Origin of the sequence: Dyella sp. 333MFSha, from assembly GCF_900102405.1 — a bacterium.
In the GTDB taxonomy this organism is placed as follows: domain Bacteria; phylum Pseudomonadota; class Gammaproteobacteria; order Xanthomonadales; family Rhodanobacteraceae; genus Luteibacter; species Luteibacter mycovicinus.
This window is the reverse complement of record NZ_FNBR01000005.1, coordinates 171,490-196,209: the sequence shown is the minus strand read 5'-3', so window position 1 is coordinate 196,209 and position 24,720 is coordinate 171,490. Positions and strand designations below refer to the sequence as shown.

Below are 24,720 nucleotides of genomic sequence, written 5' to 3'. Positions count from 1 at the left end.
CTCACTGGTCCCGCGCCTGCGCGGATACCAACGTGGCGCGCAGGTGCGCGATCTCATTCGGCCAGTAGCCTTGCATCGAGAGGACTCGATCGTGAACCCAGGGCATGCCGTCCCGCCAGGAATGGACCCCCGAAGGGGCAAACGACGAAAAATACTCCAGATGGCGCTCTCCGTGCGAGGGAAATCCCGACCGTCCCAGCATGGCGGCCTGTTCCAGCGCCGTGGATGGGACGGGCAGGGCGGCGAGCGCCCGATTGAAGAGGTCCAGGGCCTTGTCGGGCTCGGCCCAGGCGAGGGCGATGGCGCCGCGCGCATGTAATACGTCTTGGCGTCGCCCCGGAATGGCTGCGATACGCGGATTGGCATCGGCGGCATCAAGGATGCTTTCGAGCGCCGCGCGGGTCAGGCCTCCACAATTTCCGGCACGAGCTGACGTCGTTGCCTGCTCGAACCAGTTCAGCAGGAGCGGCCCCGGCTCGCGCTGGGCCGTGCGTAGCGCCTCACGGGCATACGACAGGTCGCCACTGGCCATCTGCCCCTGGGCGCAGTGGATGTCGATCTGATTCAGGGCGATCTGGGGCTCGCCTCTGAATCGGTTGGCCGCCGCTTCGATACGGCGACTGGCTGCCATATAACGTCCTGCGGACAGCTCCATCTGCGCGGCATACGCCTGCGCGCGTGCGGACCCAGGGTGCGCGTTTGCCCATGCCGTGGCCTGGTCCAACGGGCGACCCCACAGACTGGCATTGGCAAAGCTCAGGGAGGTTAGAAGGAAGGCGATCGCTCCGCCGCCTATAAGTGCGACAGCCCCCGAGCGGGGCCGGGTCAGGACGATGCCGAGCGGCCAGAACATCAGCATGGCCGGCAGGTAGTTGCGGTGTTCGAAGTACAGCTCCAGCGCGGGCGAGCTGGATTCCATGAGGTGCCCGGCCAGGAAGAACAGAATCGTCAGCGAGACGGCGGGATGGCGCTTACGGGTATGCCAGGCCGCAAGGACGGCGACGAGCACGGCGGCGACGCAAAGTCCTGTGTACCAAGGAGTTGTCAGGCTGGTGGCGGCCAGGACATCGTCATGCAGCAGATTGCTGTCGGTAATCTTCAGTAGCCAGAGTTGCCGCACATAGTCGACTAGGATGGCGGGCTCGGTCATCAGCCTTTGGGTCACCGTCCAGCCACGGATCGGGATAGGCGGCTCACCGATGCTCGCGAGTGCGAACCAAGTGACGTAGACGACAGGCAGGGCGGCGAGCGGACCGAGGATGAGCAGGACCGCCTTACGAAAGCCCGGTGTCGTATCGCTGGGCGCGAGGAGCGCATGCGTCAGCACGACCAGTAATGGCACGAGCATGCCATTAGCCTTGGCCAGAAACGCCAGAAGGGAGCAACCGCCGACACCCAGTACCAGCCACACCAAGCCAGCGCGCGACCGGCCGTTTTGCCAGGCTGTGCGCGAACGAAACGAACAAAGGAGCGCCAGGAGCGCAAAAGTCGCGGGCAGCATGGCCTCGCGTTGGACGATGTACAACACTGTCGAGACAAAGAACGGGTGCAGCAACCACGCGCTTGAGCCGATTGCAGCGGACCAGACGATGCGGGCGGCCTCGAGATTCAGGGCCTGCCCCATCCGGCGAAGCACGAGAAAGAGTAGCGCGCCGTTGAGCAGGTGAATGAGGAGGTTGGTACGTTTGAACGGTAACGGCGATGCCGGCCAGTCGCGGGCATCGAGCAGGAACGAGGCGACAGCTACGGGGCGTCCGGTCGGATCGGCATGTCCTGATGTGAGATAACGGAGCAGTGCGGCCGCGTTATCGACGCGCCCCGAAGCCCCAAGTGCGGGCAGGTTGGCAGCGTCGTCGAACAGGAAACTCCCCTTAAGGCCGGGAGTGTACGCGAGCCAAGCAAGCACGAGTGCCGAAAGCATGAAGCATAAGGCAGGAAGGAAGCGGAGCGTCGGTTTCATGACCTGCCATGTGGCCGTTCGTATAAAAAAGGGGCCGATAGTCGGCCCCTTTTCTTGCAAACCGCAGATGGATCAGGTGCGGCAGGCGGTCGGCAGGTAAGCGTCCGGCACGTCCGTGCCAGCAGCCGACTTGCAGTTCCAGCTAATCGTGCCGCCCTGGTCGGATGCGGACAGGACCAGCTTCTTGCCGCTGACCTTGGTGTTGGCTTCCTTACCCATGGTGGCAACGATCTTGCCAGGGGTAGTTTCAACGCTGACGCCCGAAACGTACTTGCCGTTGATCGAGCCAACCGCAGCGAGGCCGGCCGAAGCATTCTTCGACGGGTAGGTGCCCTTATTGTTGTAGAACTCAGCAACAGCGGTCTTGGCGCCGTCGGCAAGGTTCATCGCTTCCGACACCTGGGTGCGGATGATGTAGTTCTGGTACTGCGGGATGGCGATAGCAGCCAGGATCGCGATGATGGCGACCACGATCATCAGTTCGATGAGCGTGAAGCCCTTCTGGACGTTCTTCATGGAAATTCCTCGTTTGTGTTGACTAACCAAAAAAAAGTGACGCCCCCTGAGCCCTAGCACCTCACCCGAAACCGGGGTCGGACGCTCCCTCACTTGCTTTGGTCAGGAACGACCAGGAAGCTCGCCGCAAAGCCTGCATCGAACATGCCATGCGTCGCGACCGGCGTATTTCCGCATATTTGCCGGTGCCGCGATTGTGCATCGTGTCACGCTTGTGGATCAACTGGAAAATTTCGCGGATTCAGCCAGTTGGAGATGACCTCCTATGTGACGCGGTAGGTCACATCCTGACGAACTGTGTCAGCTCTTGCGGCAAGTTGTGGGCAGGAATCGGGGGTTGATAGTTCCATTGCACGCCCAGACGATGCTCCCGCCCGCATTGATCGGAGATAGTTGAAGCGTCGAATTTTTAAGGTTCGAGTTGCTCTCCGCGGTCGCATAGCGAACCGTTACGACGCCGGTGTTCTCTATGGTGACCGACGACACATATTTTCCGTTCATCGACGTGGCCGAGGGTAGTCCTGCGGACAAATTTGAGGATGGAAACGCGCCCTTATCCGTAAGGAATTCCCAGATAGCCGCCTTGGCGCCGGACGCAATGACGAAGCCCTCAGAGGCTTGTGTCCGCACCACATAATCCCGATATGCCGGGATAGCGATCGTGGAGAGGATGGCAATGATCGCGACAACGATCATCAGTTCGATCAAGGTAAAACCTGCTGCGGCACGACGGATTGGCATGTTGGAATCCCCCTTATGCGGCCACGGGGAGCACGTTTCGTACCAATGTGACGGCATGGTTGAGCGCTGCCGAAAAAGTGTGACGCAGATCCGCTAAACGGCTGCTTAAACCCTCACACCTCGGTTCCGCATCCGGCTGATTGCGCGAGTGAGGGAGCTCGCGCCGATTGCGCTGAGGCTCCATTCGATACCCCTGTATGGGGTCGAGTAACGAGCGTCGGATTGCAGTAACGTAAATACGATCGTGACAAACGCGGCGGCGGATGCGGCAAGGAGGAGACTGGGAGGCCAGCGTGTCGCCGATCGGAAGATCACGATGAAGCCAGCAAGTGCCAGCACAAAGATTAGTGGATTGAGCGCGGCCATCGCTAGAGTTAGTAGGCCCAGGGGGCCTACTCCGGCAAGCGGCGAATTGAAGGTGGGGTAGGGGTACAGGTCACCTGCGCCGATGCCAATCGACCACCCCCAGAGTTCGATCGGCTTTGACAGATACCATCCGAGGTAATGCCCTGGGTGGCTGAGCAATCGCGAAAAAATGGCGGACATGCCGGCACGGGGACTATCGGTCAACAGTTTCGTATCGCTGTCGATGGCGGCCATGACCGCCTTGGCTTTGGGATCGCCTGTCATGGCAGGTGCCCAAGCCAAGTGATATTCGGGCCAAGATCCCTGCGCGAAGTTCATGGCCATCCGATCCGAGGCCGTACGCTCCGGGGGGAGTGTCGCGCTTCGAGCGATCCATGCAGCGGAGGGTAGGGTGGCGCCGATCAGTACGGCAACCCATAGCGTTCGGCGCCCGTTATCGCGCCATGCGGCAACCGCCGCAAACACAGGTAGCAGGGGTGTGAGTACCGCATTCGTCAATGCGGCGGCCGCAAATAACAGGCCTGCACCCAGCCCTGCTCCGGTCGATGAGCGCTCGCAAGCCATCTGCAATGCCAGTAATCCACTGGCGACAAGGAAGCCGAGCAGGGTTTCGCTGAGTACATATCCGCACATGCTGATCATATGTGGCCAGAGCGCGAGGCCGCACCCTACCGTAACGGCCGCAGCCATGCTCACCCAGCGACGAACAAGCAGGGAGTAGATGCTGACGGTGACCGCGGAAAGAATACACTGGATATCCAGCGTTGCCAGATAAAACGCTTGCTCACGGCCAAAGTAGACGCTGAGTGCGGCGAGAAACGACGGATAGCCCGGATCCCGAAAGCTGTCGGGCACAGGCGTCTGCCCTGGCGGCGCTAGCGAGAACGTATGATGGTCGATCAGATTGAGAGCATAAGCAAAGTATTGGAGGGTGTCGCCCCGCAGTGGATGGTCGACGATGGCGGTGCGGACGTAAGCCAGTCGGATAAGAAGTGCAAGAAGGCCTATCCCAGCCATTGCCATCCACTGCCAGCGTGTTATCACCCTGGACGAAGTCATCGTGGCGTTGGTCAGGTCGTCCATCATGCGTTGCCTCTTGCGGTAGGCAGTGGGTCGGCTTCGTCTTTGCGCAAGCCGACACGTTTAATGACGGCCGCGATAGTGGTGCAGGCGAGCGCGATTTCGGCTGTGCGAAATGGAATCGCGTAGCGTGCGTCCGACTGCAGCGCACCGTAGACCAAGGTGACCCATATCGCTGTCACGGCAAAGGTCAGCATGATCGCCGACGGATTGCGTTCTGCGACAACAACCGCGACACCTACCAGCGCTACCACGGCGAGCAGTCCATTGAAGATGTAGGTGATGGCCTCAATGCCCTTCATGACCGGATTGGTCATGAAGGGCGAGTTCCGGGTCGGATATGCATAGATGTCACCTGACCCCAGGGCGATCTCCCATCCCCACAACAAGGTTGGTTTCCCTAGATACCAGAGGAAGTACGTGCCCGGTGCTCGTGCCATACGGTCACTCATGAGCTTGAGGCCAAGCGCCGGCCGTAGGCGCATCGCGTTGATTTCCTCGTCTATGGCGTTAATTGTCTGCAGGCCGATAGGATCGTGCCGCAGAGCGAGCTGGCTCGCGGCGTGGTAGGTCGGCCACGAGCCTTGGACCAGGTTCACCTTCGCACGGAAAGAGGATGAGAACGGACCAGGGATGGTCGAGTTACGAATGTTCCACGCGACGAGCGGGATGACTGCCACGGTAGCTAACACGAGTAACTGACGCCGTGTGAACGTGCCCTTCCACGCGAACGCCAACGCAAGCGGGACGAAGAGTGGCGCCAACACGGCATTGGTGAGAGCGGTCAGTGCAAGGAGCGCGCCGGCCAGTGCAAGTAGCTTGATGGATTGGCGCCTCGCTGCCTCACCTAGTGTCAGCGCCGTGGCGGCAAACAGGCAGGCGCTAAGATTTTCGGTAAGCACGTACGCGGGAATGGCGACAAGATGCGGCCACACCGCCATGGTTATTGCCGCGAAGGCAAGTAGCTTTGTCGGGAGGGCGTGCCGGAGGCCAAGCGTCGCGCAGACGACCGTCATGCCTCCCATGACTGCCTGGCTTAACAGGGTGATGGCATACCACTTATCGAAGTCATCGGTGATCCACATGAGTGCGGCGAGAAAAACCGGGTAGCCCGGGTCGCGGAATGCATCGGCATGAGGGCGCGATAGCCCTGGAACATCCGAGGAGTAGACACCGTGGTGAACCAGATTCCATGCATACCGGTAGTGCTGCATGGCGTCGCCCCAACTAATGTCCTCGTTGAGCGGCTGCATGACCTGTGCGTGGGTGACAAAGTACCAGCGCACGAAAACGGCGAGTATGCCTGCGATGGCGGCAATGCCCAGCGCCGCGCTTGCGCTAGGGGCTAGGCGCGCATCGCCCGCACGGAGTTCGCTGATCGGGCTTGTCACGATGCTTTTCCTTCCCTTGGCGCCGTCCTGGCATTGGCGCAGCCATAAAAATCGCGAGCATACGCGAAAGCGCGGGCTTGGGGTGTGCGCTCATCGCGCTTGCGCACGTCAAGCCACCGCCGTAACGTCCCCAGCCAGCACAACCCAAGGGAACCCTTATGAAACCACTCCTCGCCGCGCTGGCCCTCGCCCTCACGTCCGGCCCCGTCCTGGCCGCCGACGCCGACAGCGCCGCCACGCACCCGTTCTCCATCCGCGACCTCGTCATGATGGACCGGGTAGGTGATCCGCAGCTCTCGCCGGACGGCCGCTATGCGCTCTTCACCGTGCGAGCCACGGACTACGCCGCGAACAAGGGGGTGACCTCCATCTACCTGATGGACCTCAATAAGCCGCCGCAGCCGGTCAAGGTGGTGGAAAAGGGCTCGTCGCCTCGTTGGGCGCCGGATGGCCAGTCCATCTATTACACGACATCTAAAGACGGCGTGGCCCAGGTTTTCCATCGTACCTTCGAGGCGGATAAGACCAAGGGTCTGGCCTTGACCGTCCGCGCCGGTGACGCCGTGACCGACGGTCCGCTGGACGTCGGCTCGTTCAAGCTGTCGCCCGATGGCACGAAGCTGCTGCTGAGCTATGAGGTCTTCACCGACTGCGCCGACCTGGCCTGCACCAAGGAGCGTCTGGATGGGCGCGAGAAGGACAAGTCCACTGGCACGGTCTACGACAAGCTGTTCGTGCGTCACTGGGATACATGGGCCGATGGTCGCCGCAACCAGCTGTATATCGCTGATGCGTCGGCCCCCTCGCAGCCCTTGTTGCTCAGCCGCGGTATCGACGGCGACGTGCCGAGCAAGCCCTTCGGCGGCGAGGACGAGTTCACCTTCTCGCCCGACGGCAGGACCGTCTACTTCGATGCCCGAATCGCCGGCACGACCGAGCCATGGTCGACCAACTTCGACGTCTACAGCGTTCCGGCCGATGGTTCGGCCACGCCGACAAACCTGACGGCGGACAACCTCGCGTGGGACGCTAACCCGCTGGTGTCGCCGGACGGAAAGACGCTTTTCTATACAGCCATGAAGGATCCGGGCTCGGAAGCGGACCGCTTCGGTATCTGGGCGCTGGATATCGCCACGGGCGCGAAGCGCGAGATCGATCCGTTGTGGGACGCTTCGGCAAGCAGCCTGCAGATTTCGGCGGACGGCAAGACGCTTTACACCACGACCGACGACAAAGGCCAGCATCCGCTGTTCGCTGTGGACGTCGCGACCGGTAAGGCGACCATCCTGGTGACCGACGGTGCGGTGGGTGGCTTCTCTGCGGGCACGAAGAAGATCCTGTTGACGCGCGACGACCTCAAACGTCCGGCGGATCTGTACACCGCCGACCTCAAAGGAAAGGGTCTCAAGCAGGTGTCGCACTTCAACGCCAAGCGCATCAAGGGCGCACAGACCGGCGACTTCGAGTTCTTCACCTTCAAGGGTGCGAACAACGACAGCGTGCAGGGCTACGTGGTCAAGCCGGTCGGCTACAAGAAGGGCAAGACCTATCCGGTCGCCTTCATCATTCATGGCGGCCCGCAGGGCGCGATGACCAATAGCTGGAGCTATCGCTGGAACGCCCAGACTTATGCGGGGCAGGGCTTCGCGGTGGTGACGGTGAACTTCCACGGTTCAACCGGATACGGTCAGGCCTTTACGAACGCTATCTCGGGCGACTGGGGCGGCAAGCCGCTGGAAGACCTGAAGCTCGGCTGGAGTGCCGCGCTGTCGAAGTACAGCTTCCTCGATGGCGATCGTGCCTGCGCTCTGGGCGCGAGCTACGGCGGATACATGGTGTATTGGATCGCCGGTGTGTGGAACCAGCCCTGGAAGTGCCTCGTCGATCACGACGGCGTCTTCGATGCGCGTGCCATGTACTACGACACCGAAGAACTCTGGTTCGAAGAGAAAGAGAACGGCGGTACGCAGTTCGATCATCCCGAGAACTACGAGCGTTTCAACCCGATCAATCACGTGAAGGACTGGCGCGTGCCGATGCTGGTGATCCACGGCGGTAAGGACTTCCGCATTCCGGAAACGCAGGGACTGGGTGCGTTCACGGCACTGCAGCGTCGTAGCATTCCGAGCAAGCTGTTGCACTTCCCGGATGAGAATCATTGGGTGGTGAAGCCGCAGAACAGTGTTCAGTGGCATGAGACGGTGAATGCGTGGTTGAAGGAGTGGACGGCTCCGGGGGCCGGCGTTAAGTAAGGTAAGCAACCGATCGTCGATCGGCGAGGCCGGTCGACGATATGGCCTTTCGTCCACACGCGTGAGCAGTGATTCATGAATGAAGCAAGTCGGGAAGCAGCATCGGAAGGGAAGGGTAAATGGGATGTCGTCACTCGTTACATCGGCGCGATCGACCTTCATTACCATTTCAGAACGAAGCCGTTGGTCCGGTTCTTTGAGCGAGACGACCAGAATGCGGATGTCAGAGTCTTCGAGTTCGGGTGTGGCATCGGCGATAACCTGATCGAATTGCGATCTCGCCGTCCAGCGATGGTTGGCGTGGGCGTTGATATCGATCAGGCATTTATCGACCAGGCGCAACGTTCGGGCCTTCGGGAAGGCTTTAGCGACCTTCAATTTATCTGCGCCAGCCGCGCGCAGGTCAGCGGTGCAGAGCCAGGATCCTTCGATTACGTGATGTTGATCGACGTGCTAGAGCATCTGAATCAACCCCTTCAGGCGCTGGACGACGTTACAACGATGCTCAAGCCCCGTGGAAGCCTGCTGATCTCGGTGCCCACACATCGATATCCCCAGGTTTTCGGACGCGATTATCACGAGGCGGTTGGACACGTGCGCGATGGCTTCAATCTCCACGAGCTTGATGAGCTCCTTGGGTCGTCGTACGAGCGGGTTCAACATAGTTACAACACCGGTCCGATTGCCAGCGCGGCATGCACGTGTTTCTACCGTTTCGTTCCGAAGATCCGATCCAGGAAGCTTGCGATCGTCAGCATGATTTTTTTACATCTATCTCGATTGTTTGACGTTTTTAACAGTGAGTCACGATCTGCATCGCTTTGGGCGGTATATCGGTTGAAATCGTGATGCGGGCTGTTAGTCGTAGCCTGTCCCGTACGCGAACAGATAACGATGGCGCTTATTGTCTGGTAAGCGTGTTCCCCGATTAAAGGCCCCAGTACCGCTCGCCTATCCATTAAGCAGGCGGAACAGCGACTTTCGCCCGGTGCCATAGAACTTGAGGATTTTACGGAATCCTACCTGCCCGACTCGCCAAGAAGGAAATCTTTTTTTGGTGTCGTCTAGACGCAAGGCGACAGTTGAGCGACCCTCACTTCTGACGCACTTCGCCCGCTCATTAACGTCCAAATGGAGAAGTGTTGACGCATGCGCAAGTTCGTTTAAAGCGTCTCAAGAAACGCCTTCAAATCCGCACGCTCCTGCGCAGTCAGCCCGATCGGATAACCCGTATCGAGTCCGCGGTAGTAGACCTCCCGGTCCACGGCATCATCCAGTGTTCTGACGCTTCCGTCGTGCATGTATGGAGCCGTGAGTCGTACCTCGCGAAGTGACGGCGTGGCAAACGTTTCCAGGTCAGCCACTCTATGGCTTACCGCGAAATGCCCAAGCTGCGCTTCGTTTGCATGCGTCGCGACGCGATCGCCCAATGCATTCCCTGAGAGATTCCGGTCGAGCACGCTCTGTGTGAGAGCGGGCAGGGCGAGCGCGATATCGTCCATGCTCACGCCAGATCGATGAAACAGATCGTCCGTCAGGCGTGCATCCGGTAGCTTGTGACATGTGCCACATTGGCCCTTGCCGGCGAAGAGCCGCATGCCGAGCTTTTCGCGCTCGTCGATGGCGTTGGCTTCCCCTCGCGTGAATCGCTCAAACCGGGTCGGAGTCATCGGCAGTCCGCGCAAGTAAGCCGCTAACGCTGCGGAAATCTGTTGATCGAGCTTCTCGGTCGGCTCGCCCGATGCGATCCACTTCGAGTAGTCGCTGAGGGATGCGACTTTCGAAGCCACGGCGGCCCGATCATGCAGGCCCATCTCCACAGGGTTGCTGAAAGGGTCCATCACAGCGTCTTCGAGCTTGTCTCGTCGACCGTCCCAGAAGAACGTCGTCCGTCCCGACGCGATGGTCGCCGTGAGCGATGGCGTGTTGCGTGTGCCGGCCAGTCCGTCATGTCCGATAGCTACGGGCTTCGCGTCGCCGAACGCTGACCCGGGGATGTGGCATGACGCACAGCTGGTTTTGCCGTCGGCACTCAGTCTCGGATCGAGAAAGATCTTCTGCCCGAGCGCCACGGTCTTTTGTGGCGCCGCGTTCGACGCACCCGTGTTTCGCGCAGAAACGAACGCACCCGCCACGATCAGGGCGAGTGCGATGCAGGTGGCGACAAGACCGGCCCGCATGGATGTCCCCGAAAACGCGCGAGTTACATCGACACGACGCGGGCACGAGCGCCCGTGGGTGCCAGTACCTTGGACAGGCCGTCCTTATGGGCGGCGTCGCTGACGACGAGCACCGTGACGCCCTTGAGCGAATCCGGCTTGACCTTCTGGCCCAGACCTTCGACGAAGCTGCGGGTCACGTTCGCGTCCGGGCCCCCGATGATCAGCAGCGCACCGGGAATCAGCACGGAGCCGGCACCGTTGACGATGGACTCCGTCTCGTTCTTCCGGCGGTCATCGCCCATCTGGCTGTCTGCCACGGGGATAACGTAAATAAACGGCTTCATGCCGATGTCATCGGCGTGCACCTTGCCCTGATCGGCGAGGTACAGGCCCCAGGTATTGTCGTCGGCGTTTGCGGCGGGTCGCGCCACGGTGGCTTTCTTGGCCGCAGTGCCCGAGGCGGGTGCGGCGGCGCTTTCAGCCTGGTCCTTGGAGCCGCCGCAGGCGGCAAGGGCGAGCGTGGCGACGATGGCGCACGCGCTGGCAGTCCATTTGTTCATGATGTCATTCCGGACATGTTCCGGTCCCCCCTCGGACCGTTGAGCCGCCGGATACGCTTCCCGGCGTGGGCGTATCAATAGCAGATCGTGAGAAGTCGCGCACTTGTCGGCACGGAGAGCAAGATCTTTTGTGATCCCCGTCTCATTTCGCGATTTATTTCGCCCGTACATTACGCGTGTAAAAGGGGGCCAGGCTTCAGGGGCCAACACGACTGGTACAAGGACAGGCCGGTAGGCGCCGGCCGTAGGGGACGTGCGCATGATTTCGCAGAGGACGCGTGCTAGCCGCGCGTGCAGGACGCTCGCATCATGGCTGGCCCTGGGGCTGGTGTTGATGCTTTCCGCCACGGCCGCCCAGGCCACTAACTACGTCTACGACGCCAACGGCCGCCTGGTCGTGGTGACCAATGACGATGGCGAGAGTGCCCGATACGTTTACGACGTCATGGGCAATATCGTCCGCATCGAGCGGGTGGAAGCCTCCGAATTACGCATCTTCGCGATGACGCCGACCCACGGCACCATCGATTCCGCGGTCTCCATCCGTGGTCAGGGCTTCAGTAGCGCGCTGACGAACAACGCCGTGAGCTTCAACGGGTCGGCGGCCACCGTTACCTCGGCGACGGCCAATGAGCTGAAGGTCACGGTGCCCTATACCGCGACGACCGGTCCGGTCACGGTGACCGTCGGCGCGCGCACGGCGACCAGCGATACGCCTTTCACGATCGACGATACCGGCCTCCCGCCATCGGTCGGTACGGTGACACCGGACATCGCCGTGGTCGGCGATTCGCTGGCGGTCTCTGGTTCGCACCTCTATCCAATCCCCGGCAAGACCTCGCTGCGCCTTGGCGGTCGGTCGCTCGACATTGCGCAGGGCAGCACCAACGCCGGTCTGAATGCCGTGCTCCCGGGCTCGGCCAGCAGCGGTCGCGTTTCCGTGCAGACTCCTTATGGCGTCTCGGAAAGTGTGCAGACCGTGTTAGTCGTCCCAACAGGCGTCGACCCGGCCGCGGTCGCCTCGCGCGGCGTAGCGACGCTGGACACCAGTTCCGGCCACGTCGATCTGGCCAACGGCAGTACCTATGGCGCGGTGATGTTCGACAGCCAGGGTAAGTCGTGGATCAGTCTGCAGCTGTCGAACATGTCGGGTAGCTCAGGCAACGTCGGATACTCCGTCTACGCGCCTGGCAATGTGCTGCTTCAGCAGGGCTCGGTGTCGGCCAACGCGCCGTCCATTCACCTGAATCGTCTTCAGGGTGACGGTACCTACCTCATCCTTTTCAAAACGAATGACGGTGGTTCGTCGTCGTTCGATGTGTCCGCGCTTTCCAATATCGCGTTGACCGATCAGGCGACCACGCTGTCCACGTCGGCACCTTCGCAGAGCGTTCGTGCCACGTTCGCCGCGCAGATGGGCGAGACCCTGGTCGTGAAGATCGCGGGCGCGACCACCAGCCCGTCCAACGCGGCGGTGACTTACTCTGTCTATACGCCTTCCGGCGCGTTCTACACGAGCGGCGTCACCTCCACGACCGGTTCGATCAACCTGCCCAGTCTGCCGACCACCGGCACATGGCAGCTGGTTGCAGCGCCGGGCGTCAGCGTGACCGGCAACATGATCGTCTCGGTGATCAAGGGCACCACCGGTGTTCTGGTGCCGGGGCCGGATCCGGTGCACCTCGACGCTCATTCCACGGGCCAGAACGTCTACATGGACTTCCATGCGGATGCGTTCGATAGCGTGGAACTGACGCTCGCCAACGTGCAGTTGGCCGATACGACGCAGACCTATTACGAGGTCCACGTCTATGCCGCGGCCGGTAACGAAATCGCCTATGCCGGCTGCAGCATCAATTCGCCAGGTGCGAGCTGCAATATGCATCTTTGGTACCTGACCGAGGGTGACTATCGCGTGGTGGTCCTGCCTTACTACGGCGGCACGCTGCATCTCGATACGTATCTGCAGAAGCATCTCGTGGGTCCGGCGCTGGCGCGTGACACCACCAGCGGCATCGATCTGGAACCGGGCCAGGCCGAGCGCTTCACGTTCGACGCCAACGCGGGTGACACGGTCGCCCTGTTCGTGAGTTCTGTGCGCACCGTGCCCACCGGTCAGAACCTGCGCTTCCTGGTCTATCGCCCGGATGCCGGTGGCATCTCGACGCAGACGCGCGCCTATACGGACTTTTCGACCACGGGAACGCGTACGGTCGACCTGCCGGATCTGCCTGTATCGGGTCGCTATACGGTGATCGTGTTGCCGGACTATGGTCTGGCCGGCGCGGCGCAGTTGAGCGTGCTCAGCGGTTCAACGAAGACGCTGGAGGTCAACGCCGATCCGACGACGATCGACACACATGCACCGGGTCAGTCGGCCTATGTCGAATTCAATGCGGCGGCGGGCGAGAGTGTCGAGTTCACCTTGACCGACGCGGTGCTGACCGGTGCCAGCTACAACCAGTATCAGGTGGATGTGCGTGACTCCGCCGGCCGTAACGTAGCTAGCCGCACCTGCTCGGCCAACGACCCGGGCTGTGAATTCCACCTGTGGTACCTGCCGCAAGGGCGCTATCGCGTCACCATCAGCATGCAGTGGGGCGGCACCATCTATTCGAACGTTGGCGTGCGCGACGTCAGGAATGGGCGCGCACTCACGGTAGATGCACCCACCAATGTCACGCTGGCTCGCGGCCAGGCCGAGCACCTCACCTTCCACGCGAATGCGGGCGACACGCTGGCCTTCGCCGTGAACAGTGTGGCGACGCTGCCAGTAGGGCAGAACGTCCGTTACATCCTTTATCGTCCGGACGCGGGTGCCATCAGTGGTACGACGCCCAGCTATACCGAGTTCTCGACGACCGGCCCGCGCCTGATCGATCTGCCGAGCCTGCCCGTGACCGGCGATTACACGCTGGCCGTGGTCTCCGATTACGGTACGGGCATCACCACACAGGTGCAGCTGCTCAGCGGTGTGGTGGGCAGCCTGCCGGCCGACGGCACCATGCAGACCTTCGAAACACATGGTTCGGGTCAGTCGACCTATGTCGACTTCACCGCGCGTGCCGGAGAGAGCCTCGAGCTGAACTTCTCTAATTTCACCCAGGTGGGTGCGGGCTACGGGGCGTTCGCGGTGGATATCCGGGACTCCGCGGGCCGGAATCTAGCCAGTACCACGTGCTACACGAATTATCCGGGCTGCGAATTCCATCTGTGGAACCTGGCGGCGGGGAGCTATCGCGCTACCGTCACCACCAACTGGGGTGGCACGCTGCGCTTCGACGCGACGGCGCGCGAGCACAAGCTGTTTTCCGCACTGAGCGTCGATGCGCCAGTGGCCGTCGCGCTGGCGCGTGGCGAAGCGGGGCGTGTGACGTTCCATGCCAACGCGGGCGACACGCTGGCGTTGGTCGAGTCGGACATCGTGACGGAGCCGGTTGGTCAGAACGTCCGCTTTATCGTGTATCGACCGGATGCGGGGACGCTGACAACCTCAACGCCGGGCTACACCGACTTCACGCGTAGCGGCAACCAGTTGCTCGACCTGCCCAATTTGCCGGTGACAGGTGACTACACGGTGCTGGTGATCCCCGACTACGGTGTACCTGCGACGGTCAATCTTCATCTGATTGGCGGCTCGACGGGCACGTTGCCCGCCGACGGCAGTACGCACACCTTCCAGACCAACGGAGCCAGCCAGACCTCGTACATGGATTTCGCTGCGAGCAGCGGCGACAACCTCGAAGTGGTCTTCTCCAACGTGGTGCAGACGGGGGCGAGCTACGCTGCCTATGCCGTCGATATTCGCGACCAGGCGGGACGTTATGTCGGCGGTGGCACGTGCTACAGCACTGACCCTGGTTGTGAATACCACCTGTGGAACCTGGCGGCAGGCGGCTATCGCGTAACCCTATCGCTCAACTGGGGCGGTGACCTGAAGGTGGACGTGGCGGTGCGTCCACATCGTGCCTCGCGTGTTCTGGCCTTCGACGCACCCGCGTCTTTCGACCTCGGCACGGGCGACGTGCAGCGCCTGACCTTCCACGCGAACGCGGGCGACACGCTGGCGTTGCAGGAGACCGGTATCGTCACCACGCCCGTGGGTCGCGATGTGCGCTTCCTCGTCTATCGTCCGGATGCCGGCACGATTACGACCGGTACGCCGGCGTACCTGGACTTCACGCGCAGCGGTAACCAGCTGGCGGATCTCCCGAAGCTACCGGTGACGGGCGATTACACCGTGCTGGTCATCCCCAGCTACGGCGTGCCCGCGCACGTGCGTCTGGACCTCATTCCGGGTTCGACCGCGACCCTGACCACCGATGCCATCGCGCAGACGGTTCAGGTGCCAGCGGCGGGACAGACCTCGTATGTCGATTTCCACGCGCGGCCGTTCGATAACCTGGAGTTCTCACTGTCGAATGTGACGCAGGCCAGCGGTTCGAGCAGCTACTACCAGGTGGCCATCTACGACGCCGCGAACCGCCAGGTGTCGGGGATCACGTGCTACTACAGCGATCCCGGCTGCGAGTCGCACCTCTGGTACCTGGCCGAAGGCAACTACCGCGCCGTCATCACGCTCAATAACGCCGGGCCGGCGCAGTTCGATGCTGCCGTGCGCGCGCACAAGACGGGTACGACGCTCACGGACGGCCATGCTCAGACCATCATTCTGGGAACCGGGCAGGCCGAACGAGTGACGTTCCAGGCGACGGCGGGCGATACCCGGACATTGGCGTTCCAGGATGTCGTTTCCGTTCCCGCGGGCCGTTCGGTACGTGCGATCGTCTACTCGCCTGACGCTGGCGCCATCACGCTGTCGACGACACGTGTCGCTGAGGTCGCGCCGAACGGCAACCAGATCGTGACGCTGGAGAACCTTCCCGCCACCGGGACGTACACCGTACTGTTCCTGCAAGACTCGGGCGCGCCTTTGTCGTTCAAGGTGACCGAAAGCTTCGTGCGCGCGGCAGGTGCGGCGGTGCCCAAGCCCGTCACGTTGCAGGTCAATGCCGCGGCGGCTCACTTCGCATCGGCAGCGCCGGGCGAAGCGGTGTCGCTGGTCTTCTCGACCGGCGGCGGTACCCACCTCGAAGTGGCGCTCACCGGCGTGACCCAGGACAACGGTCAGGATTATTACTACGTCAACGTTTACGACCCGGCCGGTAACCTGATCGATGGCTCGTACTGTTATGCCAGCTGGCCGGCGTGCACGCGCGATGTCTGGAACACGGTACCGGGCACGTATACGGTAGTCGCAACGCCCTATAATGGGGGCTCCATCGCCTTCGATGCCATCGCCCGCAGCAACGTGCAGGGTGGCGTACTGGCACGTGGCGTGGCCAAGGCGATCGATACGAGCGAGGGCGACCTGATTCGCTATACCTTCGATGCGAGTCAGGGTGAGACCGTCGCGCTCAACCTGACCGGGGTGGCGACCACGCCGCAGGGCAGCGAGGCCTTTATCCGGGTCTACCGTCCCGATGGCGGCCGTATCCTCCCGGCCTCGCCATACAGCAGCACGACGACTCGCGACAACACGACACTGAACCTGCCGACGCTACCGGTAACCGGCACGTACACCGTGGTGGTTAACAGCAGCTATCTGCTGCCCTGGAGGGGCAGCCTGACGCTGGCCTCCGGTGCCGTCGGCGGCTTGTTGGCCGACGGAGTGACGTCGCATGTCGACTCCAACGCGCCGGGTGAGGTGGTCTGGTTCGACTTCGATGCGGGCAGTGGCGGCAACTTTGACGTCACGCTCAGCAACGTCACCACGCAGGACAACAACAACTTCTACTACGTCTACGTCTATAACGCCGCTGGCGCTCAGATCGACAACTACTACTGCTACTCGTCCGATCCCGGCTGTGCTAGGGACTTCTGGAATCTGGCTCCCGGAACCTATCGGGTCGCCATTTCGCCTTACTACGCGACGGAGAAGATGTCCTTCGATGCGGTGGTTCGCCGTAACAAGGTGAGCGGCACACTGGTGCCGGGCGTTGCCCAGAACATTGGTCACGCCACTGGCGACGTGCTGCGCTACACGTTCCAGGCGAACCAGGGCGACACGGTGGGCCTGCACCTCGCCGACATCACCACAACGCCAGGTGGTCGCAACACAACGATTCGCGTCTACCGGCCGGATGGTGGCCTCGTGACGCCGAGTGGTCAGTATGCGAGCTACAGCACCACCAGTGCGGGCACGCTTAACCTTGAAGCATTGCCGTCTACGGGTACCTACACGGTGGTGGTCAGCACCGATTACCTGGTCACCGGTGAGGGCACGCTGACCCTGTTCGCCGGTGCCTCGGGCACTCTGCTGGCGGTCGACAGCACGTCCCACATGGCGGCGAATACGCCTGGCCAGAACGTGTACTTCGACATCGACGTGGGCTCGGCGGGCAACTACGACCTGACCCTGTCCGGCATCTCGTCCAACGACAACAACGACAGCTATTTCCAGATCTATGTCTATACGGAAGCCGGCGTTAACGTCGACAACTACTACTGCTACCCATCGTATCCGGGTTGCGCACGCGATTTCTGGAATCTTGCGCCAGGCAAATATCACGTCATCGCCCAGCCTGGCTATCCGTACTCACGCCTGAGCTTCGACGCGGTCATGCGCCGCAACGTGGTGAAGGGCGTCTTGCAGAAGGGTGTGGGCGTCGATGTCACCCATGTCCTGGGTGACGTGCTCCGCTATACCTTCCAGGCCAGCGCGGGCGACACGGTGGCACTGCGTCTGTCGGATATGGCGACGACGCCCGCGGGTCAGAGCAACACCCTGCGCGTCTACCGGCCGGACGGTGGTCTCATCACGCCGAGCAACCAGTACAGCAGTTTCAGTACGCGCGACTTCCAGACGCTCAATCTTCAGAACCTGCCGTCGACCGGCATCTATACGGTCGTCATTACCTCGGACTATCTGGTAGCGGGCAAGGGCACGCTGACGCTGATCGATGGCGCCGCGGGGTCGACCATCGCCGAGGGCGTCGTCACCCATCTGGAGGGCAACGCGCCGGGTCAGAACGTGTATTTCGATGCGGACTTCGGGGCGGGCGGCAACGTCGATCTGACGTTGAGTGGCATCTCGACGAACGACAATGCCGACAGCTACTTCCAGGTCTATGTGTACAACGCTGCCGGCGTCAACATCGATAACTATTACTGCTACCCGTCGTACCCGGCGTGTCCTCGTGACTATTGGGATGCTGCACCCGGCATCTACCACGTCGTGGTGGTGCCCGGTTACGCCTCGTCGCGTATGAGCTTCGACACGGTCGTCCGGCACAACCAGGTCAAGGGCGAACTTGCCTTCGACACGCCGGTCGACATCGGCCGTACCGTCGGCGACGTGCTGCGCTACACCTTCCAGGCGGGCGCGGGTGACACCGTAGCGTTGCGTCTGTCCGGCATCGTCAATACGCCGTCCAGCGTCAATACCAATATCCGTGTATACCGGCCGGACGGTGGGCGGATTCAGCCGAGCGCCTACTACAGCATCATGGGTACGTCGTCCGCGTCGTTGCTCAACCTGCCGAGCTTGCCGGTGGGTGGCACATATACCGTTGTGGTCAGCACCGACTATCTTGCCGCCGGGCAGGGTCAGCTCACCCTGGTGACGGGCGTCGCCAACGTGACGCTGGGGCAGGATGTGGTGGCTCATCCGCACGCGAATGCACCGGGCCAGACCATATCGATGAATGTCGACGTGCCGACGCCGGGTAACTTCGAGCTGACGCTGGCCCCCACGCAAGACGCGAGTCAGAGTTATGCCTCCGTCGCGGTGTTCAATGCGGACGGTGTGCAAGTGGACAGTTACGGTTGCTACCTCAGTGACAATTGCCCACGTGATTTCTGGAATTTTGCCGCAGGGAAGTACCGCATCGTCGTAACGCCGAACACAAATGCGGACCTGCTCGGCTTCGATGCGCGCTTCCTTCGCAACATTGAGCGTGGGTCGTTGGTGAAGGATCAGCCAGCGGATATCACGCATGCGTTGGGAGAGGACGTGCGTTTCACCTTCCAGGCGAATCGTAAGGACACCGTGGCGCTGAAGCTCATCGGCGGCACGAATACACCCGCAGCAGGCTACATCTACGTCCGTGTCTATCGACCCGACGGCGGACTGATAACGCCAGACGGACGCTACGCCCTTCTTAGCAGTAGTAGTGGGAACGACACGTTGAACCTGCCGAACCTGCCGATCGATGGCACGTATACGGTGGTGGTCAACAGCGACCGGTTGTACGCCGGCCAGGGCACGCTGACGCTGACGTCGGGGACGACCCCATGAGCCATTACATTCGCGACAGGAAGCAGGGAAATCGCATGGAAAAGTCGAGCATCTGGGCCGTCGGCTCGGTCGTAGCGCTCAGCGGACTGGCGCTGGCGGTGGCGCATCGCTTCACCATCGAAGCGAATGCGTCGATGCCCACGCCGTTCGCGCTGAGCAGCGCGCTGGATCGCGCCGAGGTGACGCTGGCCGACGGCCGCGCGCTGTCGTTGCATGACGGTGCGCTCTCGCTCGCAGGCAAGCGGATCGCCTTGTCGTCGCCGCGCCGGTTCGCCTCGCTGACCGTGATGCCGACCGGTCAGGTGCTGGTCTGGGGCGGTATCGATGACGAAGGCAGGTTGATTGAGACGGGGGAATGGTTCGAGCCATCAACCGGCGCCCTTGTCACAACAGGCCGACTTGGGCTCCCGCCTCGTGCGGGCCATACGCTTAACGTGTTGTCCGACGGCACGTTGGCGATGACTGGTGGCTGGGGCGTGGGCAACGTGCCAGCGCACGATGTGGCGCTGTGGCGCCCGCTGGATCGGCATCTGGATCTGCTGCCGGGCGATGGTGCGCATGTGCGGCTGAAGTCGGAAGCGTCGTTGCTGGCTGATGGAACTTTGCAGGTCACTAATGGCGTGGATGAGATCGGCCGGCCGGTCCACGAGGCGTGGCGGTTTGGCCGCGCCGATAACATTGCCGCTTCGAAGCCGCACGGTGTGGCTGCTTCGTACCCGACCAGGGACAACGGGGGTGCCTCGCCGATCGGTCCGCTGGCGCTGCGCTTCAGTGAGCCGGTCGATGTGGCCCAGTTGGGCGGGACCGTGTCGTTGCTCGGTCCCAATGGCGTGGTGAAGACCCGCGTGGTCGGGGCCGAAGACGGTCGTCTGGCCTTCGTCCAGTTGCCGGATGAGCTGTATCCCGCTGCGCGTTACACCATCTTCGTACAGGGCCTGCGTACCGCTAAGGGCGATGCGGTGCCCTATGAGGCCATCGGCTTCACCACCAAGGCCGCGCGTAGTGGCGTGGTGCTGGCCGGTGAAGGCCAGCGTCCCGGTACCAAGGCACCGGAGTCGAGCGAACCGCCGATCTTCGTCATGGCCGGTGCCGGCAAGGCCGTGCCCTGCAAACCCGCTGACGCCTTCCATCTGTGTCGCGACAAGGGCCAGGTCAAGGACGGCGCGTTCTATCCCGGGCAGGACAACGTGGCCACCAGCTCCGGTGGTCACTGGCGCCTGTACAAGGACCGCCAGACCCTCCCGGATACGAAGCAGCTTGAAGCCAACCTGCCCAAGGGCAGCACGGCACTGATCGGCCAGGTGCGCCGGATCGACGAGTCACCCGTGGCCAACGTCGAGATCAGTGTCGACGGACAGAAGGTACGCACGGACGGGCAGGGCGTGTTCGTCCTGCAGCACCTGCTGGCCGGCCGCCGCGAACTGTTCGTGGACGGTCGGCCTGCCGGCTCGGCGAACACCGAATACGGCCGCTTCATTGTCGGCGCCGACGTCACCGCCTCGACGGTCAACCACATGCCGTTCGTGATGTACCTGCCGCGGGTACTGGAGCGCGATAAGATCGCGCTGCCGTCGCCGACCACGCGCGAGACGGTGCTGACCCATCCGGACATGCCGGGTCTTGAGCTGCGTATCCCCGCCGGTGCTGTCTTCAAGGACCGCGACGGCAAGGTGCTCAACGAGATCGCGATCGTGCCGACGCCGGTCGACCATGCGCCGTTCCCGCTGCCCGACAATTTCCCGATGTACTTCACCATCCAGCCGGGTGACGCGGTGGTGCAGGGCATGACGCCGGAAGCCGCGAAGGGTATCCAGGTCGTCTATCCGAACTATGGCAAGCAGAAGCCGGCGGATAAGGCGGACTTCTGGGTGTACTCGGCGGAGAAGGGCTGGGAGATGTATGGCGCGGGGCATGTGTCGGCCGATGCGAGCCAGCTGGTGGCGGATAAGGACACGCGGCTGGTTTGGGCATTAGGCGCAGGTGCTTCATTAAACGACGAGCAGCCCGATAGCGACCAGCAGGCGTGTAACGAGTCAGCAGGCGAGCCCATCGACCTTGCATCGGGGCGCTTCTATCACCGGTGGGTCGATCTATCGATTTCGGACATCATTCCAATCGGAGTACAGCGCAGCCTGTCCGCTCTTGGAGACCCAGCTTCGCCTTTTGGGTGGGGCAGTGGTCGCTCCATGGATAACCTGGTTCTTAGCACAGTCAACGGGTTCAGTGAACCCCGGCTGGTCCTAGGATGTGGCGAAGTTATCAAGTTCGGTCTGGTTTCTGGGTCGCCCGTCTGGCCGCTGGTGGGGACCGTATGGCGTCATTCTTCCACGCAATCGTCTTTCTACGGGGCAACTCTTCAGTTTTTGAACGACTCGACACCGGAGGCGGCACACTGGGTTATGACGCTGCAGGACGGTCAGCAGTTCTGGTTTGATCGTCACGTACCGAATCACCTGGTGCGCCACATGGACCGCTTCGGTAACGCGGTCACATATCAGTACGACGGCGGTCTGCTCTCGCGAGTTATCTCTCCGTCCGGTCGAACCCTTAATTACGCGTACACATCACGGAACTATGTCGCTTCGGTAACTGACGATACTGGTCGGGCCGTACGTTACGAGTACGAAAACTTCACCTTCCAGGTGGGCGGCACTCAAAGCTCGCTGCTTAAAAAGGTGACTTATCCTGATGCAACTACTGAGGAATATACCTACCTATCATCTGATGATGCGACGGTCGCTACCTGGCTCGTGAAGACGATGCGTGATCGAAAAGGAAGGCTATGGGTCGACAATGAATACGACAAATTCTTCCGCGTTATCAAACAGACATATGCGGATGGAAGCTCTCTGGGCTTTCAGTACCGTCTGTCAACCGGTGGCCTCGTGGCAGCGACCACGGTTACCGACGAGGCTGGCGTTGCACGCCTCGTGGAATTCGATCCGGAGACACGATATCCGATAAGCGACACATATGCCGTAGGTACGTCGCACGAGCAGAAATGGCGCTATCAAAGAAGTTCAGCGGGTTTCATTCTGTCCGTAACCGATCCGATCGGACGCACCACGGCCTATAGCCGGGACGGCGCAGGAAGCGTTACGACGATGACGCAGCTCGCCGGTACGTCCGAGGCTTCGTCATATCAGATGTCCTATACGGCTGATTATCATCAGCTCGCATCCGTGACCGATCCGCTTGGCGATACCGCAACCTTCGGGTACTCCAATGGCTGCCTGACATCGGTTAAGGATCCATCCGGGGCCGAGACGAAGATGGAGTGTGATAGTTCGGGATTCTTGCGCTCTGTCGAAGACCCGCAGGGACATCGGGCTACCGTCTCATACCAGGGTGGCGATCTCGTATCGGCGACTAATGCGCTCGGCGAGACCGACCACTATGTGTATGACGCATTGGGTCGTCGCGTGGCATACCAGGATTCCGTCGGTGCTACAAGTCTAGTTTCCTACAATGCGAATGACGAAATTATCGAGGGGGTGGATCCTCTCGGCGCGCGGACGACTTACGAATATGACGCCACTGGCAATGTGAAACGTGTGACCCTGCCCCAGGGTGGCTCAGTTGGCTTTGAGTACGATGCGAGGGATCGGCCAGTTCGTCGCATCGATCAGGGAGGGCGCACGGAGAAGTGGACCTACGACGCTCGTGGTCTGCTCACGTCTTACACCGATCGCAAGGGTCAGGCGGATCTTTATGAATACGATCCGCTCGGTCGGGTTTTGACCCTTTCATACGCCGATGGATCCGCGGTTTCGTCCGTATATGACGATGCAGGAAGGCAGATCGAGCTTTTGGACACGGCAAGTGGTTCGATCTCGTGGGTATATGACAACCTTGACCGGATTACGCAGGAGACGGCGCAGACGGGAAGCGTGTCTTATAATTACGATGGTGCAGATCGACCGACCGCGATCGTTCCATCCGTAGGTGAGGCAATCCAATATTCGTACGACGCTGTAGGTCGTCCGATCAAACAAGTCGTTGCGAATGAAGAGACGTCGTTCGTCTACGATACAGCAGGAAATCTCACAGCAACTCAGCTTGGGAGTGGGGCGAGTATCGGGTATGCCTATGACGCGAACAGTCAGATGCTGGGTGTTACCGTCAGAGAGTCAAGCGGCGCGATTGCGGGATCCGTCAGTTATCAGTACACACCGAATGGGCGCATCAGCGCTACATCTGGCTCCCTGCACCACGAGGAGCTAAGAGCGGCGTCGCTGAGCGACTCCGTGTATGGCCTGGGGAACCAGCAGCTGGAGATGGATGGCCGACAAGCTACCTATGACGCGAATGGAAATCTTACGACCGATGGAGTTCTGACCCTCACGTGGAATGCCAGAAACCAACTCGTAGCGGTCGAGGATGGCGGCACGGCAACCATGTATTCCTATGACGGTTTAGGTAGGCGCACTCATAGGAAAGTCGCTGGGATCGATCAGTCTTACCTTTACAGCGGCGGGACCGCCATTGCGCAGACCTCGGGATTGACTACAACGTCGTTGATAGCCGGGCCAGGAGGTAGCGGTGCGCTCGCTCGCAGAAGGGGGGCGCAGACGCGGTATCTCGTGTCAGATGCGCTGGGCAGCACCATCGCGGTGATGAATGAAAGTGGTGGGATTGAAGGCACCTATGCTTACGACGCCTATGGTCAGAGCGCGTCTGACGGAGACACTTTCGACAACGACGCGAAATATGCAGGGCAGATAGACGACGGTAACGGGCTCTATTACAGCAATGCTCGCTACTATCGACCGCTAGCCTCGCGTTTCGTGAGCCCCGACCCCATTGGTATGAACGGCGGGGTGAATGAATTCGCCTATGTCGATGGAGACCCGATAAACGCGCGCGATCCGTCCGGCTTCATGACGTCCGTGGACTGGACATGCATGCGAGATCCGGCCTTCTGTGCCGAACTCTTCGGAGACATCGTGCATGGATCCGCCGATGTTCAAAGGAAGCTAGGAAATCCGTGCGCGGCACTCGGTCTGGATGCGGTAGGAGATATCGCCGAGAGCCTTGAGAAGATGGCGGCCCTTGCGCCCAACCTTCGCAATCTTGAGAAGGGAATCGCCAAAAGGGAAGCTCAGGCCGCAGGACGTGCCGGGAAGCAGGCGCGTCTCAGAGAAATGATGAATGACGACAAGCTCGGGAGCGCAGATCGCGGATGGTTGCGTCAAGATGCTAATGCCGTTGCACGAGGAGAGCGAAAGACGCTACGCGTCCCTCCAGGTAAGAATATGGCTCATGAACGAGGGCGCGAAGCACAGAAGGGTTATGGGTACGATCATTCGAATCTTCAGGATGCGGATTTGCATCGCCTTCAGCACAAGTACGACAATGGCGGCCGGAAGAATCGAGAGCGACCCGTGGAGTAG

At 61.3% G+C, this 24,720-nt stretch carries 11 protein-coding genes; 4 read left to right on the top strand and 7 right to left on the bottom strand.

Features of this window, described 5'->3' with window-relative positions:
* Window position 1: 1 nt before the first annotated feature.
* From BLT40_RS17200 to BLT40_RS17180, 5 genes are all read right to left on the bottom strand, one after another.
* Window positions 2-1,960, bottom strand: a complete 1,959-nt coding sequence (locus BLT40_RS17200; protein WP_143025907.1) for a tetratricopeptide repeat protein — start codon at window positions 1,958-1,960, stop codon at window positions 2-4.
* 72 nt (window positions 1,961-2,032) lie between these two features.
* Window positions 2,033-2,476: a pilin gene (locus BLT40_RS17195; RefSeq protein WP_090355151.1), complete on the bottom strand. Its 444-nt coding sequence runs from the start codon at window positions 2,474-2,476 to the stop codon at window positions 2,033-2,035.
* A 300-nt stretch (window positions 2,477-2,776) separates the two neighbouring features.
* The gene (locus tag BLT40_RS17190) at window positions 2,777-3,217 is read right to left on the bottom strand and encodes a pilin (protein WP_090355148.1); all 441 of its coding nucleotides are present in this window, start codon (window positions 3,215-3,217) and stop codon (window positions 2,777-2,779) included.
* 105 nt (window positions 3,218-3,322) lie between these two features.
* Entirely contained in the window at window positions 3,323-4,669 is a 1,347-nt protein-coding gene (locus tag BLT40_RS17185; RefSeq protein WP_090355145.1) for a hypothetical protein, read from the bottom strand.
* On the bottom strand, window positions 4,666-6,054 hold the full coding sequence (locus tag BLT40_RS17180; RefSeq protein ID WP_090355138.1) for a glycosyltransferase family 39 protein: 1,389 nt from the start codon (window positions 6,052-6,054) through the stop codon (window positions 4,666-4,668). The genes BLT40_RS17185 and BLT40_RS17180 overlap by 4 nt, the downstream gene beginning before the upstream one ends.
* Window positions 6,055-6,212: 158 nt before the next feature.
* Between BLT40_RS17180 and BLT40_RS17175 the strand changes: the two genes are divergently transcribed.
* Together BLT40_RS17175 and BLT40_RS17170 are read left to right on the top strand one after the other, a co-directional pair.
* Window positions 6,213-8,306, top strand: coding sequence for a S9 family peptidase (locus BLT40_RS17175; protein WP_090355137.1), 2,094 nt, complete (start codon window positions 6,213-6,215; stop codon window positions 8,304-8,306).
* A gap of 75 nt (window positions 8,307-8,381) precedes the next feature.
* Window positions 8,382-9,155 (top strand): class I SAM-dependent methyltransferase, encoded by a 774-nt coding sequence (locus BLT40_RS17170; protein WP_090355136.1) that lies wholly within the window; start codon window positions 8,382-8,384, stop codon window positions 9,153-9,155.
* Window positions 9,156-9,469: 314 nt separating this feature from the next.
* On the opposite strand, the gene BLT40_RS17165 is transcribed toward BLT40_RS17170, so the two are convergent.
* Together BLT40_RS17165 and BLT40_RS17160 are read right to left on the bottom strand one after the other, a co-directional pair.
* Window positions 9,470-10,378, bottom strand: a complete 909-nt coding sequence (locus BLT40_RS17165; RefSeq protein WP_176809206.1) for a cytochrome-c peroxidase — start codon at window positions 10,376-10,378, stop codon at window positions 9,470-9,472.
* A 131-nt stretch (window positions 10,379-10,509) separates the two neighbouring features.
* Window positions 10,510-11,028 (bottom strand): hypothetical protein, encoded by a 519-nt coding sequence (locus tag BLT40_RS17160; protein ID WP_090355133.1) that lies wholly within the window; start codon window positions 11,026-11,028, stop codon window positions 10,510-10,512.
* A 259-nt stretch (window positions 11,029-11,287) separates the two neighbouring features.
* On the opposite strand from BLT40_RS17160, the gene BLT40_RS17155 reads away from it, so the two are divergent.
* On the top strand, window positions 11,288-19,327 hold the full coding sequence (locus tag BLT40_RS17155) for an IPT/TIG domain-containing protein (protein WP_090355132.1): 8,040 nt from the start codon (window positions 11,288-11,290) through the stop codon (window positions 19,325-19,327).
* Window positions 19,324-24,720, top strand: a complete 5,397-nt coding sequence (locus BLT40_RS17150; RefSeq protein WP_090355131.1) for an RHS repeat-associated core domain-containing protein — start codon at window positions 19,324-19,326, stop codon at window positions 24,718-24,720. Before BLT40_RS17155 ends, BLT40_RS17150 begins: the two co-directional genes overlap by 4 nt.

What these genes read in the sequence shown, in the direction of transcription:
- BLT40_RS17170 (WP_090355136.1), top strand. Translation starts at nt 8,382, where the DNA reads ATGAATGAAGCAAGTCGGGAAGCAGCATCGGAAGGGAAGGGTAAATGG.
- BLT40_RS17175 (WP_090355137.1), top strand. Translation starts at nt 6,213, where the DNA reads ATGAAACCACTCCTCGCCGCGCTGGCCCTCGCCCTCACGTCCGGCCCC.
- BLT40_RS17150 (WP_090355131.1), top strand. Translation starts at nt 19,324, where the DNA reads ATGAGCCATTACATTCGCGACAGGAAGCAGGGAAATCGCATGGAAAAG.
- BLT40_RS17160 (WP_090355133.1), bottom strand. Translation starts at nt 11,028, where the DNA reads ATGAACAAATGGACTGCCAGCGCGTGCGCCATCGTCGCCACGCTCGCC.
- BLT40_RS17200 (WP_143025907.1), bottom strand. Translation starts at nt 1,960, where the DNA reads ATGAAACCGACGCTCCGCTTCCTTCCTGCCTTATGCTTCATGCTTTCG.
- BLT40_RS17155 (WP_090355132.1), top strand. Translation starts at nt 11,288, where the DNA reads ATGATTTCGCAGAGGACGCGTGCTAGCCGCGCGTGCAGGACGCTCGCA.
- BLT40_RS17195 (WP_090355151.1), bottom strand. Translation starts at nt 2,476, where the DNA reads ATGAAGAACGTCCAGAAGGGCTTCACGCTCATCGAACTGATGATCGTG.
- BLT40_RS17190 (WP_090355148.1), bottom strand. Translation starts at nt 3,217, where the DNA reads ATGCCAATCCGTCGTGCCGCAGCAGGTTTTACCTTGATCGAACTGATG.
- BLT40_RS17185 (WP_090355145.1), bottom strand. Translation starts at nt 4,669, where the DNA reads ATGATGGACGACCTGACCAACGCCACGATGACTTCGTCCAGGGTGATA.